At 65.1% G+C, this 14,161-nt stretch carries 13 protein-coding genes; 1 reads left to right on the top strand and 12 read right to left on the bottom strand.

Annotated features, from left to right (window positions below):
• Positions 1–3: 3 nt before the first annotated feature.
• Positions 4–765: a fumarate/nitrate reduction transcriptional regulator Fnr gene (gene fnr, locus ACP7BV_RS17920; RefSeq protein WP_426105740.1), complete on the top strand. Its 762-nt coding sequence runs from the start codon at positions 4–6 to the stop codon at positions 763–765.
• A gap of 158 nt (positions 766–923) precedes the next feature.
• Here fnr and ACP7BV_RS17915 read toward each other — a convergent pair whose 3' ends face one another.
• The 12 genes from ACP7BV_RS17915 to ACP7BV_RS17860 form a co-directional block, all read right to left on the bottom strand.
• Positions 924–1,145 (bottom strand): hypothetical protein, encoded by a 222-nt coding sequence (locus tag ACP7BV_RS17915; RefSeq protein WP_426105739.1) that lies wholly within the window; start codon positions 1,143–1,145, stop codon positions 924–926.
• An 8-nt stretch (positions 1,146–1,153) separates the two neighbouring features.
• Positions 1,154–1,687: a FixH family protein gene (locus ACP7BV_RS17910; RefSeq protein WP_426105737.1), complete on the bottom strand. Its 534-nt coding sequence runs from the start codon at positions 1,685–1,687 to the stop codon at positions 1,154–1,156.
• A gap of 14 nt (positions 1,688–1,701) precedes the next feature.
• Positions 1,702–3,081 carry a cytochrome c oxidase accessory protein CcoG gene (gene ccoG / locus ACP7BV_RS17905; protein ID WP_426105736.1) on the bottom strand — a complete coding sequence of 460 codons (1,380 nt, stop codon included), beginning with the start codon at positions 3,079–3,081 and terminating at the stop codon, positions 1,702–1,704.
• Positions 3,078–4,061 (bottom strand): cytochrome-c oxidase, cbb3-type subunit III, encoded by a 984-nt coding sequence (gene ccoP, locus ACP7BV_RS17900; protein ID WP_426105735.1) that lies wholly within the window; start codon positions 4,059–4,061, stop codon positions 3,078–3,080. Before ccoP ends, ccoG begins: the two co-directional genes overlap by 4 nt.
• Positions 4,054–4,233 carry a cbb3-type cytochrome oxidase subunit 3 gene (locus tag ACP7BV_RS17895; protein WP_426105734.1) on the bottom strand — a complete coding sequence of 60 codons (180 nt, stop codon included), beginning with the start codon at positions 4,231–4,233 and terminating at the stop codon, positions 4,054–4,056. The genes ccoP and ACP7BV_RS17895 overlap by 8 nt, the downstream gene beginning before the upstream one ends.
• 1 nt (position 4,234) lies before the next feature.
• Positions 4,235–4,849, bottom strand: coding sequence for a cytochrome-c oxidase, cbb3-type subunit II (gene ccoO, locus ACP7BV_RS17890; RefSeq protein WP_426105732.1), 615 nt, complete (start codon positions 4,847–4,849; stop codon positions 4,235–4,237).
• A gap of 13 nt (positions 4,850–4,862) precedes the next feature.
• Entirely contained in the window at positions 4,863–6,290 is a 1,428-nt protein-coding gene (gene ccoN, locus ACP7BV_RS17885) for a cytochrome-c oxidase, cbb3-type subunit I (RefSeq protein WP_426105730.1), read from the bottom strand.
• 91 nt (positions 6,291–6,381) lie between these two features.
• Positions 6,382–6,525 carry a cbb3-type cytochrome oxidase assembly protein CcoS gene (gene ccoS, locus ACP7BV_RS17880; protein WP_426105729.1) on the bottom strand — a complete coding sequence of 48 codons (144 nt, stop codon included), beginning with the start codon at positions 6,523–6,525 and terminating at the stop codon, positions 6,382–6,384.
• Between the two features lies 1 nt (position 6,526).
• Positions 6,527–8,941, bottom strand: a complete 2,415-nt coding sequence (locus ACP7BV_RS17875; protein WP_426105727.1) for a heavy metal translocating P-type ATPase — start codon at positions 8,939–8,941, stop codon at positions 6,527–6,529.
• Positions 8,938–9,696, bottom strand: coding sequence for a sulfite exporter TauE/SafE family protein (locus tag ACP7BV_RS17870; RefSeq protein ID WP_426105725.1), 759 nt, complete (start codon positions 9,694–9,696; stop codon positions 8,938–8,940). Before ACP7BV_RS17870 ends, ACP7BV_RS17875 begins: the two co-directional genes overlap by 4 nt.
• A 1-nt stretch (position 9,697) precedes the next feature.
• Positions 9,698–11,140 carry an oxygen-independent coproporphyrinogen III oxidase gene (gene hemN, locus ACP7BV_RS17865; protein WP_426105724.1) on the bottom strand — a complete coding sequence of 481 codons (1,443 nt, stop codon included), beginning with the start codon at positions 11,138–11,140 and terminating at the stop codon, positions 9,698–9,700.
• Positions 11,141–11,381: 241 nt separating this feature from the next.
• The gene (locus ACP7BV_RS17860; protein ID WP_426105722.1) at positions 11,382–14,063 is read right to left on the bottom strand and encodes a GNAT family N-acetyltransferase; all 2,682 of its coding nucleotides are present in this window, start codon (positions 14,061–14,063) and stop codon (positions 11,382–11,384) included.
• Positions 14,064–14,161: the final 98 nt, after the last annotated feature.

Raw genomic sequence — 14,161 nt, 5'->3', positions numbered from 1 at the left:
TGAATGAATCAACCGAATCCCCCTGCAGCTGTATTAAATATCAACGTCTTGAAAGCAAGCTGCGCAGGATGCAGCATGCACCAATTATGCCTTCCCATGGGGCTCGACGAGGGCGAACTGAGTCGGCTGGACCAGATCATTGGCAAGCGCAGCCGCATTTTGCGCGACGAGCGCCTGTACCAAATGGATCAGCCTTTTCGCAGTTTGTACGCGATTCGCTTCGGCCATTTCAAGACTTACCAGGTCAATGCGGCCGGAGAACAACAGATTACGGGTTTTCAGATGGCCGGCGAATTGCTGGGGATGGACGCCATCAGCGGCGACCGCCACCATTGCGACGCAGTGGCGCTCGAGGATAGCGAAGTGTGCGAGATTCCGTTCACCCGCCTTGAAGACTTGTTCGGCCAGGTGCCGACGCTGCTGCGTCATTTTCACCGCATCATGAGCCAGGAAATCACGCGTGAACAAAACGTCATGCTATTGCTGGGCAATATGCGCGCCGAGCAGCGTTTTGCGGTGTTTCTGGTCAATTTGTCGTCGCGCTACGCGGCGCGCGGGTATTCGCCGACCAGCTTTCAGTTGCGCATGTCGCGTGAAGATATTGGCAATTATCTGGGCTTGACCATTGAAAGCATCAGTCGATTGCTGTCGCGCTTCAAAAAGCAGGGCTGGTTAAAGGTCGACAAGCGCGAAGTGACGCTGCTCGACCCGGTGATGCTCAAGGCGATGGCCGCCGGTACCGCGCAGTGCAGCCCGATGGCCTGAGTCAGGCTACCCGTAACAGTCCCCCCACATCGTCGTCGCGCACGCGACGGACCCATGGAACATTGGCTCAGTTGAACCGTTCCATTGCCGCCAATCGTCGCCCCCGCGTTCACGCGCCAGCCGTCGTTGGTCACTTGGGCCCCATGGGACCCAACGACTCAAAACGGCGCCTTTCCATCGTCCGGCACCACGATCAAATACCCCGTCAGCAAGCCGGCCAGCGTGCAAAACGTCCAGAAGAAGAAAAACCCGATGCTGTAGACCGCCATCGGCGCCAGCGACGACAGCGCTTCCGGCTCGACCCACGAGAAGAAAAAGCCTTCAGCGAGCGCCGCGGCCAGGAACGATGGCCACAGCACCGCCATCGCCAGGCGCTTCATGCCCTGCCTCATGGCGCAATGGCCGCATCGGCGTCGATCGTCATCGACTGCTGGGCCGGAAATTGCCATTCGGCAGCCAGGCGCCAGTCGCGCTTGCCCCCTTCCACATTCACCTGCCAGCGCGCCTGCTCCAGCGCCGGCAGCGGCGCCGAAAAACGCCCCTGCGCATCCGGATACACGGCGAGCAAAATGTCTTTTTCAGGCAACGTCGAATGCGCCAGTCCGATCCTGAACGGGGTCGTAACCGGCCGCCCAAAGCTGGTCAATTCGCCCTGCATCGCATGCGCGCCGGCGTTGTAGTGCAGCGCCACCGACAGGCGCTGGGCGCTGGCCACGCGGTCGCGCCGCAAGTCCTGGTTGATCGCCTTGCCCTGCTTGTAATAGTCGTCGACCACCATCGCGTCCTGGCGCGTATAGGCCAGGTAACCGGTGTAGCCGCCGGCCACCAGGACCACGGCCGGCCCGAGCATCAGCAGCCATGGCCAGCGCTGGGCATACCATGGCGGCGCCGTGCGCAGCCTGGGTTGGGAAGCAGTTTGCATGCGGTTCTCCTTCATTATCTCGGTACGATAAATACGGCTTTTTCGGTGACCTTGAGCGAGGGCTGGTCGATCGCGCTCAATTCGAACATGATCGCATGCGAGCCGCCCGTCAGGGCTGCCCGTTCGGTCTGCACCCGCACCGGCACGGCGCGCGTGCTGGCGCCGTCGAGCAGCACTTCTTCCTGGTCGGCCAGGCGCACCCCGGGCAGGCCGCTGACGACAATGTGGAAGCGATGCGCCGTTTCGCCGGTGTTCATCACCTGCAGACGGTACACGTTTTCAATCACGCCGTCGCCCACTTCGCGCCCCATCGAGCCGCGGTCGCGGATGACGTCAAGCTTGAGCGGGGTGCGCAGCGCAAGCGCGGTGCCAAAGCCGATGCCGATCAGGGCCAGCAGCGCGCTGTAAATGAGCACGCGTGGGCGCACGATGTGCGCCCCGATCTGGCGCGCCGACCAGCCCTTTTCCATGGCCTGGTCGGTCGAATAGCGAATCAGCCCGCGCGGCAGGTCGATCTTGTCCATCACGCCGTTGCAAGCGTCCACGCAGGCCGCGCAGCCGATGCATTCATACTGCAGGCCATTGCGAATGTCGATTCCGGTCGGGCACACCTGCACGCACAGGGTGCAGTCGATGCAGTCGCCCTTGGTGCGTTCGGCCGTTTGCACGCCGCGCGGCTCGCCCCGTTCCCGGTCGTAGGTAACGATCAGCGTGTCTTTGTCGAACATGGCGCTCTGGAAGCGCGCATAGGGGCACATGTATTTGCACACCTGCTCGCGCAGCCAGCCTGCGTTGCCGTAGGTGGCGAGCGCGTAAAAGCCGATCCAGAACCATTCCCACGGCCCCAGACTGAGCGCGCCAATGCCCGCCATCATCGAGCGCATGGGCGCAAAGTAACCGACAAACGAGATCCCGGTCCACAGCGCCACCAGCCACCAGGCGCTGTGTTTGGCGCTCTTGCGCCAGATCTTGTCCAGCGTCCAGGGTTGGCGATCGAGCCGGATGCGGGCGCTGCGCGCGCCTTCGATCTTGCGCTCGATCCACATGAAAATTTCGGTGTACACCGTCTGCGGACAGGCAAAGCCGCACCACACGCGCCCGGCCACGGCCGTCACCAAAAACAGCAGCCAGGCGCAGATGATCAGCAGCGCAGCGAGGTAAATGAAATCCTGCGGCCACAGCACCAACCCAAAGATGTAGAACTTGCGCGCGGCCAGGTCGAACAGGACCGCCTGACGATCGTTCCAGGTCAGCCACGGCAGACCATAGAACACGATCTGCGTGATCCACACGCAGGCCCAGCGCAGGGTCGCATAGCGGCCCTTCGCCTCGCGCGGATAAATCTCCTCGCGCGCCGCGTACATCTTGATCACCTTTGGACTGGACTGCTTCATTTTTTAGCCACTGCCGCGTTGTCGCTGGCCGCGTTAGGACTGGCCGCGCTGATGCTGGCAGATTTGGTGCCGGCCGGGTCGTTCGACAGGCTCCACACGTAAGCTGCCAGCACGTGCACCTTGTCGGCGCCCAGGAAGTCCTCGAAGGCCGGCATCTGGTTGTCGCGCCCCTTGCGGATGGTTTCCATGATGGTGTCGGCGCTGCCGCCATACAGCCAGACCTTGTCGGTCAGGTTCGGCGCGCCGATGGCCTGGTTGCCCCCGCCGCTGGCGGTGTGGCAAGCCATGCAGGCACTGAACTTGGACTTGCCGAACACCGCCTTGATCGGATCGTGCGAGGCGCCCGACAAGCTCTTGACGTATTGGACAACGTTGACGATATCGTCATCCGAGCCGACCGCCGCGCCCATTGGCGGCATCACCCCGTGACGCCCCTTCATGATGGTCGTCTTGATGATCTCCGGCGTGCCGCCATGCAGCCAGTCGCTGTCGGTCAGGTTCGGATAACCCTTGTTGCCGCGCGCATCCGAGCCGTGGCACTGGGCGCAGTACGTCATGAACAGGCGCTCGCCGATGGCATGCGCCTTCGGGTCGGCCGCCACCACCTCGATCGGCTGGCCGGAAAAGCGCGCAAACTGCGGACCGTATTCGGCATCGGCTTTACTGAGTTCTTCAGTGTAGGCGCTGCTCGACTTCCAGCCAAGCTTGCCGGCATAGCTGCCAAGGCCCGGATACAGGAACAGGTAAGCGAGCGCGAAGACGATGGTGATGTAGAACAGCCACATCCACCAGCGCGGCAGCGGCGTGTTCAACTCGGACAGGTCTTCGTCCCACACGTGGCCGGTGGTGCCGTCGCTCGGCGCGTCGGGCGCAACTTTGTGCAGCGACTGCGAGTACAGCAAAATGCCGCAGCCGGCCACGGACAGCAGCGTGATGACGACGATGAACAGGTCCCAGAATACGTGGGTAAAATCAGACATGGCGCTTCTCCTGCACGCCATCATCGAGGGCGTCGTCGGCAAACGGCAGCGCCGCCTGGATCGCAAAGTCGGCATTGCTGCGCAGTGCAAAGGTCCACAGCAAAATGCCGAGGAAGGTCACGAAGCTGATCACGGTCATGATGCTGCTCGCACTATCGAAAATATGTTCCATCTTATTTCCTTGTCTTGATCTGGGTGCCCAGGCCCTGCAGGTACGCAATGAGCGCATCCTGCTCGGTCTTGTCGGCCAGCGTGGCCGGACCCTGGGCAATCTCTTCTTCCGAGTACGGCACGCCAAGGCGCTTCATGGCGCGCATCTTGGGCAGCACGTCTTCAGGCACCAGCTTGTTGGCCGCCAGCCATGGATAGCCCGGCATGTTCGATTCCGGCACCAGCGAGCGCGGGTCGTCCAGGTGGCTGCGGTGCCAGTCGTCGCTGTAACGCCCGCCCACGCGCGCCAGATCCGGCCCGGTGCGCTTGGAGCCCCACTGGAACGGGTGGTCGTAGACGTACTCGCCGGCCACCGAGTAGTGGCCATAACGTTCGGTCTCGGCACGAAACGGCCGGATCATCTGCGAGTGGCAGTTGTAGCAGCCCTCGCGGATGTACACGTCGCGGCCCGTCAGGCGCAGCGCGGAATACGGCTTCAGGCCGGCCACCGGCTCGGTGGTGGACTTCTGGAAGAACAAGGGAACGATCTCCACCAGGCCGCCGACGGAAATGACCAGCAAGATCAGTCCGATCAGCAGCCAGGGGTTCTTTTCGATCCACGCATGGGAAAATTTCATGATGGCTCCTGGTTTAAGCGTGTGAAGGTAAAAGGGACGGGATCTTCGCGTCCGCACCGACGGTGCCGCGCATCGTCTGGAAGGTGTTGTACGCCATGATCAGCATGCCGGTCAGGTACAGAACGCCGCCGGAGACCCGGATCACGTAGTACGGATAGGTCGCTTTCACGCCTTCGACGAAGGTATAGGTCAGCGTGCCGTCCGGGTTCACCGCGCGCCACATCAGGCCCTGCATCACGCCGGCGATCCACATCGAGGCGATGTACAGGACGATGCCGATGGTGGCGACCCAGAAGTGCAGGTCGATCAGCGAGGTGCTGTACATTTCCTTCTTGCCCGACAAGCGCGGGATCAGATAGTAGATCGAACCCATCGTGATGAAGCCCACCCAGCCGAGCGCGCCGCCATGAACGTGGGCGATGCCCCAGTCGGTGTAGTGCGACAGTGCGTTGATGGTCTTGATCGACATCATCGGGCCTTCAAAGGTTGCCATGCCGTAGAACGAGAGCGAAACGATCATGAATTTGAGGATCGGATCGGTGCGCAGCTTGTGCCAGGCGCCCGACAGCGTCATCATCCCGTTGATCATGCCGCCCCACGAAGGCGCCAGCAAGATGAGCGAAAACACCATGCCGATCGACTGGGTCCAGTCGGGCAGCGCGGTGTAATGCAGGTGGTGGGGGCCGGCCCACATGTAGGTAAAGATCAGCGCCCAGAAGTGGACGATCGAGAGGCGATACGAGTACACCGGACGCTCGGCCTGCTTGGGAATGAAGTAGTAGACCATGCCCAGATAGCCGGCGGTCAGGATGAAGCCGACCGCATTGTGGCCGTACCACCACTGGATCATCGCGTCCTGCACGCCGGCGTAGGCCGAGTACGACTTCCAGAACGTGACGGGCATCGAGGCGCCATTGACCACGTGCAGCAGAGCCACGGCGATGATGTAGGCGCCGAAGAACCAGTTGGCCACGTAGATGTGCTTGACCTTGCGCTTGATGAGGGTGCCGAAGAACACCACCGCGTAGGTGACCCAGACCACCGTGATCAAGAGCGCGATCGGCCACTCAAGCTCGGCGTACTCCTTGCCGCGCGTGAAACCCATCGGCAGCGTGATGGTGGCCAGCACCAGCACCGCCTGCCAGCCCCAGAAGGTAAAGGCGGACAGCGCGTCCGAAAACAGGCGCACCTGGCTGGTGCGCTGCACTACATAGTAGGACGTGGCAAACAGGCCGTTGATACCGAAGGCGAAAATGACCGCGTTCGTATGCAGCGGACGCAAGCGTCCGTAGCTCAGCCATGGGATGTTGAAATTGAGGGCTGGCCAGGCCAGCTGGGCGGCGATGAACACCCCCGCCAGCATGCCGATCACGCCCCAGACGACGGTCGCAATCGTGAACTGCCTGACGACCTTGTTGTTGTAATTTAAAGCTTTGTCCAAAACGCTCTCCTGATAAATACTCCGATGACAGCAGAAGAGTAGTTTTCTGGAGACAATAAATCCTTGATGTGAATCAAAAACGGCCAGATGATCAAAGATCGTCGTCGTGCAGGATGCGCAGGGCCGGACCATCGAGGTCGTCGAACTGGCCGCTGTCGGCCGCGCCGAAAAAAATCCAGACCGCAAAGGCGACAATGATCACGCTCAAGGGGACCAGCAAGTACAAGGCTTCCATGTCAATCCTTCCAGCGCCGCAGGCGCAGCGCGTTGATGACGACCAGGGCCGAACTGGCCGACATGCCCACCGCGCACAGCCACGGGTTGAGCAGGCCGAAGGCCGCCGCCGGAATCGCCAACGCATTGTACAGCGTGGCCCACAGCAGGTTCTGGCGGATCACGCGCAACGCGCGCGCGGACACCCTGGCCGCGTCATCCAGGCTCCCCAGGCGGTTTGACAGCAGCACGCAGTCGGCGTGCAGCTGCGCCAGCGCGGCCCCGCCGCCCATCGCAACCGAGACATCGGCCGCCGACAGCACGGCGGCGTCGTTGATGCCGTCGCCAACCATGGCCACCACGCTGCCGCGCTCCTGCAAGGCGCGTACGTACGCTAACTTTTGATCCGGCAGCTGGCCCCCGAGCGCGGTGTCGATGCCGAGCTGGCGCGCCACGCTGTCGGCCACGGCCTGCTGGTCGCCGCTCAGGAGAATGACGCGCTGGCCGCGCGCCTGGCATGCGCGCACGACGCCGGCGGCGTCCGCGCGCAGCGCGTCGGCCACGTCAAAGCGCGCCAGCAGCACAGTACCCGCGCCCGCGCCGGTGCCCAAAAACACGCTGCTGGCGTCGCCGGGCCCTGCGAACGCGAGGTCGTCGCCGCCCGCAAATACGGCGCTCCCAAGGCGGTAGGCCACGCCTTCGATCACGCCCGAGACCCCCTGCCCCGGCACATTGAGCAGCGACCCGGCCTGCAGATCGCCCTGCCCGGCGGCGCGGCGCAAGGCCGCGGCCAATGGATGAATGCTGCCAGCTTCCAGCGCCGCGGCCAGTTCCAGGCAGCGCGCCGCGTCGCAGGCGCCAAACACGGCCACACGGCGCAGCACCGGGCGCCCTTCGGTCAGCGTGCCGGTCTTGTCGAAGATGACGTGGGTGGCGCGGTGCAGCGTCTCGAGCACGTGCGCCTTGACGATCAGCACGCCGCGCCCGACCAGCAGGTCGGTGGCCGCGGCCAGCGCGCTTGGCGTGGCCAGCGACAGCGCGCACGGGCACGACACCACCAGCACCGCGATCGCCACTTCCCAGGCGCGCGCCGGCTCGATCACTTGCCAAGCGACGAAGACCACCACGGCCAGCAGCAGCAGCGCGGCCACGAACCAGGCGGCGATGCGGTCGGCCCACAGCGCCAGCTGCGGCTTGCCCGCGCCCGCGCCTTCGACCAGCTGGACCAGGCGGGCCAGGGTGCTGTCGGCCGCCGCGCGCGTGATGCGCACCACGATCGGCTGCGCCGTATTGACGGCGCCGCCGGGCACCTCGGCACCCGCGGCGCGCGGCTGGGCGCGGCTTTCGCCGGTCAGCAGGGCCAGATCCAGTTCGGTGGCGCCGTCGACGATGACGCCGTCGGCCGCCACCGGCTCGCCCGGCGCGACCATGATCAAGTCGCCTTCGCACAGCGCGCTGGCGGCCACCAGCTGGCCCTGGCGCGAGGCCGGCCAGCCGGCCAGGCGCATGGCCGACGCGGGCAAGGCGTGCTGCAGTTGCTCGAGCGCGCGCGAAGCCTTGCGGCGCGCCTGCTGCTCCAGGTAGCGGCTGGCCAGCAGCAGGAAGATGAACATCGTGACCGAATCGAAATAGACCTCGCCCTGCCCGCGCACGGTGGCCACGACGCTGGCGACGGCGGCCGCGCCGATGCCCAGCGCAACCGGCACGTCCATGCCCGGCATGCGCTGGCGCAGGCTGGCCCAGGCGCCGGCAAAAAAGGGCTGGGCCGAATACAGCAGCGCCGGCATGGTCAACACCAGCGAGGCCCAGCGCATCAGCGCGTCCATGCCCGCGTCCATGGTGCCGTCGGCGGCGATATAGGCCGGCAGCGCGTACATCATCACCTGCATCATTGACAGGCCGGCCACGAACAGCTGGCGAAACAGCTTTTTGCGCGCGCGCTCGCGCTGCGCGCCCTGGCGCTGCGCTGCATACGGATAGGCGATGTAGCCGATCGCGCGCAGGGAACTGATGATGTCGCTCGGTTTGCATTGCGCGCCGTCCCAGCGCACGTGCAAGCGCTCGGTGGCCACATTCATGTCGGCGCCAAGCACGCCCGGCACGCGCGCCATGCGCCGCTCGATGAGCCAGATGCAGGCCGCGCAGCGGATGCCCTCGACCGAGAATACGGCGTCGCCGCCCTCGGCCAGACGCGGGTCGGCGTCGTACAGGGCCAGCTGCGGCGGGATCAGGCTGGCGGCGGCGCTGTTGGCGCCAAACTCGCTGCGGGTGCTGTAGTAGTCGGCAAAGCCGGCGTCGACAATTCCCTGCGCGACCGCCGCGCAGCCGGGGCAGCACATCGGCTGCAGTGCGCCGTCGATACGCACCGCCCAGGTGCTGCCGGCGGGCGACGGCAGGCCGCAATGAAAGCACGCCTGCGGCGCCAGCACCGCGTTCATGCGCCCGCCCCGCTCAGGCAAAGGGCGTCCAGCCAGCCGTGCGAGACGCCGCCGGCGGCGCGCAGCATGCCGAGCAGGCCAAAGGCGAGCACCAGCAGCCCGCCCGCAGCCCTGGCATGTTTGTTCTGCAAGGCGCGCTGCAAACGCGCGCCCGCCGCGCCCAGCGCCAGCAGCATGGGCAAGGTGCCCAGGCCAAAGGCGAGCATCACGGCGGCGCCGGCCGGGGCGGAACCGGCCAGCATGGCGGTCAGCAGCACGCTGTAGACCATCCCGCACGGCAGCCAGCCCCACAAGGCGCCCAGCGCCAGCATCTTGAACGGGCTATCGATCGGCAGCAGCTTGCCCATCAAGGGGCGCAGCTTGCGCCATAGTCCCTGTCCGAGCTGTTCGAGGCGCGCCAGACCGGCCCAGGCGCCCGTCAGGTACAGGCCGAGCAGCACCAGCATGGCGTTGGCGAACCAATAAGCCAGCGTTTGCCACGCTTCCAGTCCGGCCAGCGTCCGCGCGCCGCCGGCCAGGCCGCCGGCAATCGCCCCGGCCGCCGCATAGCTGGCGATGCGCCCCGTGTTGTAGGCGGCCATGCGCAACGCGCTGTCGGCTGCGCGCGGAGCCGCCTGCGTGACCACGGCCACGGGAAACGCGCTGCGGCCGGCCGGCGCCATCGAAAACGCGCTCACGATCCCGCCGCACATGCCCACGCAATGCAGGCTGCCGGCCAGGCCGACGACAAACACGGGAAACAGGTTCAAGTCCATCTCAGATGGTGCGCGAGTGGCGCGCCGGCGTCGGGCCGGTGCCAGCGCCGCCGGCCGCGCCGGTGGACAAATAGCGGTCGAACACCATGCACACATTGCGAATCAGGATGCGCCCGCGCGCCGTGACGCTGAGCCACTCCGGCTCCAGCGTGACCAGTCCGTCCTCCTCGAGCGCCGCCAGTTGCGTGAGCTCGGCGGCAAAATAATCGGCGAACACGATCGGGTACGCCATCTCGATGGCGGAAATCGACAGCTCGAACTGGCACATCAGCATCTGAATGATAGTGCGCCGCAGCGCGTCGTCCATGTTCAGGCGAATGCCGCGCTCGATCGGCAGTTCGTTGCGGTCGATCAGGTCGTAGTAGGCGTCCAGCGTCTTGACGTTCTGGCTGTAAGTGGCCGCCACGGAACTGATGGCCGACACGCCGCACGAGACCAGATCCATGTCGGCGTGGGTCGAGTAGCCCTGGAAATTGCGGTGCAGCCGCCCCTGCTTCTGGGCGATGGCAAGGTCGTCGTCGGGACGGGCGAAGTGGTCCATGCCGATGTAGGTGTAGCCGGCGGCGCCCAGCGTCGCTATGCACAGGCCCAGCATGGCCAGGCGCGTCTCGGCGCTGGGCAAATCGGCCTCGATGATGCGCCGCTGCGGCTTGAACAGGTGCGGCAGGTGGGCATAATTGTAGACGGCGATGCGGTCGGGCGCCGCCTTGATGACCTTGGCCAGCGTTTGCGCCATCGTCGCCAGGTCCTGTTTCGGCAAGCCGTAGATCAGGTCAATGCTCACCGAGCGAAAGCCGGCGGCGCGGGCGGCGTCGATGATGGCTTGCGTTTCGTGCTCCGGCTGGACGCGGTTGACGGCCACCTGCACCTGTTCGTCGTAATCCTGCACGCCCAGGCTGATGCGATTGAAGCCCTGGCGGCGCAGGCTGTGCACGCGCTCGGCCGACACGGTGCGCGGATCGACTTCAATGGCATATTCGCCTACCTCGTCAGGGGCGAACTGGAAGCAGCGGCGCAGGTGCAGCATCAACTCCTCCATTTGCGCGTCCGACAGGTAGGTCGGCGTGCCGCCGCCAAAGTGCAGCTGCTCGACATGGTTCATGCCGCCGAACAGGCGCCCCTGCATGTCGATTTCGCGTTTCAGGTAGCTGAGGTAGACGGCCGCCTTGTCGCGGTTCTTGGTGACGATCTTGTTGCAGGCGCAGTAATAGCAGACGGTGTCGCAAAAGGGAATGTGCAGGTACAGCGAGAGCGGCTTGTCGCTGCCGCGCATGCGCAGGCTGGCCACCGCCTGCAGGTAGTCGCGGTAGGTAAAGGCGTCGGTGAAGCGGTCCGCAGTCGGATAGGAGCTATAGCGCGGCCCGGATTTGGCCAGTTTGCGAATGAGGACCGGGTCGAACTCGAGCGGACGCGAGGTAGCTGCGGGTATTAAACTTGCATGCATGGGGTGATGCTCCTGATCTAACATCCAGCGAGTGTATGGATCAGGACCTCAAAAATCCTTGACGTGCATCAAAAACGGCAGGACGCCGGGAGATCGCTGCAGGTAAGCTTCAGGTAAGGGCTGCGTAATGCCTATGTAAGCCCTGCGTAATGCCCATGTAAGCCCTATGTAAGCCCTACGTAAGCCCTATGTAAGCCCTGCGTAAGCCCTGCGTATGTCCTAATTAAGCCCACATTAAACCCTACTCCAGCGGCAGGCGCAAATGCAGCGTGTCGTCCGCCGGGTTTTGCGTGACCATAAAACCAAGCTTTTTCACCAGCCGGATCACGCGCGTATTTTGCGGCAGCGCCTCGCCCACGATGGCGCGCGTACCCCTTTGCCGGCAGTAGGCAATCAGCTTTTCCATCAGCATCTGGCCCAGCCCATGCCCCTTCAGGTCCGAGCGCACCGTGACGGCGAATTCTGCCTCGACATTGTCCGGGTCGGCCACCACGCGCGCCACGCCGATGGTTTCGGGCGCGCCGTTGGCACCGGGCCGGGTTGCAATAAAGGCCATTTCGCGGTCGTAATCGATCTGCGTGAAGCGCGCCAGCTGCGAGGGCTGCAGTTCGCGCACGCGCACGAACATCCGGTAGCGCACGTCGTCCGCCTCGAGCGCGTCGAAGAACGCCACGTGCGCCGGACCGTCCTCCGGGCGGATTGGGCGCAGCAGCAGCGCCGTGCCATCCCATTCGATGGTCTCTTCGAGTTCGCGCGGGTAAGGCCGGATCGCCAGGCGGTCCATCGTGCTGGCCGATTTGTCTGCACGCACCACCCGCACGCGCGCGTCGAGCACGATGGCGCCGGCGCTGTCGGCCAGCAGCGGATTGATGTCCAGTTCAACAAGTTCAGGCAGGTCGGCCACCATTTGCGAGACCTGCATCAGCACGTGAATGATAGCGTCCATGTCGGCCGGCGCTCGGTTGCGGTAGCCGGCCAGCAGCTTGGCCACGCGCGTGCGCGAGATCATGTCGCGCGCCAGCACCACGTTGAGCGGCGGCAGCGCCACGGCGTGGTCGTCCATCACTTCGACCGCGATGCCGCCCTGCCCGAACAGCAGCACCGGCCCGAATACGGGGTCGAGAGCCACGCCGATGATCAGTTCCTGGGCGTCGGGCCGGCGCGCCATCTGCTGCACCGAAAAACCATCGATGCGCGCGCCAGGCCTGAGCTCGGCCACGCGGCGCAGCATGCTGGTGGCAGCCGCGCGCACCGCCGCCACGCTGTCCAGGTCGAGCGCCACGCCGCCGACATCGGTCTTGTGGCTGATGTCGGGCGAGAGGATCTTGACGGCGACGGGAAAACCGATCTCGCCGGCGGCGGCTACGGCATCGTCCACGCTGCCCGCGGTGCGGGTGGCGACAACGGCAATGCCATAGGCCGACAGCAAAGCTTTCGCTTCCGGTTCGGTGAGCATGTCGCGCCCCGCTTGCAACACGCCCCCCACGATGGCAGCGGCCTTGGCGCGGTCGGCAACGAAGCTGCCGCAGGCGCTGGGAGGCACCTGCATCAGCAAATCTTGATTGCGCCGGAAATTGACGATCTGTAAATACGCATTCACCGCTTCTTCGGGCGTGCCAAAAGTGGGCAGGCCGGCGTCGGCGAAGATCTGGCGCGCTTCGGCCACCGCGTCGCCGCCCAGCCAGCACGACAGGATGTTGCGCGACGCCGCCTTGGCAATCGGCGCGAGCGCGCGCGCAATGTCGGCGCTGGGCACGATGGCGGTGGGCGCGTGGATGAACAGGATGGCGTCGGACTGCGGATCGTCCTGCAAAAGGGCGAGCGTGCGCGCATAGCGTTCGGCCGGCGCGTCGCCGATGATGTCAACCGGGTTGGCGTGCGACCAGGTGGCAGGCAGCACGGCGTCCAGTTTGCGCAAGGTGTCAGCGGACAGCACCGCCATGCTGCCGCCGCTGGCCACCAGCGCATCGGTTGCCATCACGCCCGGGCCGCCGCCGTTGGTCATGATGGTCAGGCGCTCGCCGAACAGGGGCCGCGCATGGGCCAGCGTTTCGACCGCGGCAAACAAGTCTTCGGTGGTGAGCACGCGCAGCATGCCGGCGCGCCGGATGGCGGCGTCGTAGACGTCGTCGGCGCCGGCCAGGGCCCCGGTGTGCGAAGCGGCCGCCTTGGCGCCTTCGGCCATGCGGCCCGCTTTCAAGATCAGCACCGGTTTGCCGCGCGCCGCCGCGCGCGCCGCCGACATGAATTTGCGCGCGTGGCGCAAGTCTTCCATGTACATCAGGATGGCGCTGGTGTGCGGGTCGCTGGCCAGGTAGTCGAGCACGTCGCCAAAATCGACGTCGGCGCCCTCGCCCAGCGAAATGAACTTGGAAAAGCCGATGTGGCGCGAATTGGCCCAGTCCAGCACGCCCGTCACCAGGGCGCCCGACTGCGATACAAAGGCGATTTTTCCCGGCAGCGCATTGGTGTGGGCGAAACTGGCGTTCAGGCCGATGGCCGGCACCAGCATGCCCACGCAGTTCGGCCCCAGGATGCGCAGCACGAACGGGCGCGCCGCGTCGAGCATGGCTTGCCTGAGCGTTGCGCCCTGCTCGTCATGCAACTGCCCCAGCCCGGCCGTGAGCACGACGGCCGCGCGCGTGCCTTTTTCGCCCAGCTGGTGGATCAGCGCCGGCACGCTGGCCGGCGGAGTGCAGATGAGGGCCAGATCGGGCGCCTCGGGCAGCGCGGCCACGCTGGCGTAGCATTCCATGCCCGCCAGCGACGCGTGCTTAGGGTTGACCGCGTACACCGGCCCCTTGAACGCACCGGCCAGCACATTGCGCAGCACGGTCGCGCCCACGCTGCCGTGCCGTTCGGAGGCGCCGATGATGGCTACCGAAGCGGGCGCGAACAGGCGCTCCAGGTTTCTTACGCTCATGCGGGTCTCACCCTGTTTGTGTGATTGGTGGTGCAGCGTAGACGGAACAAGGCAATATTCCGTTGATGTGCATCAAATTTGTCCATGGGGCCGCTTGC

It is taken from the genome of Massilia sp. TSP1-1-2 (genome assembly GCF_049896185.1).
In the GTDB taxonomy this organism is placed as follows: Bacteria; Pseudomonadota; Gammaproteobacteria; order Burkholderiales; family Burkholderiaceae_D; genus Telluria_A.
The sequence above is the reverse complement of the archived record's forward strand: the minus strand, read 5'-3'. Positions and strand labels throughout refer to the sequence as shown.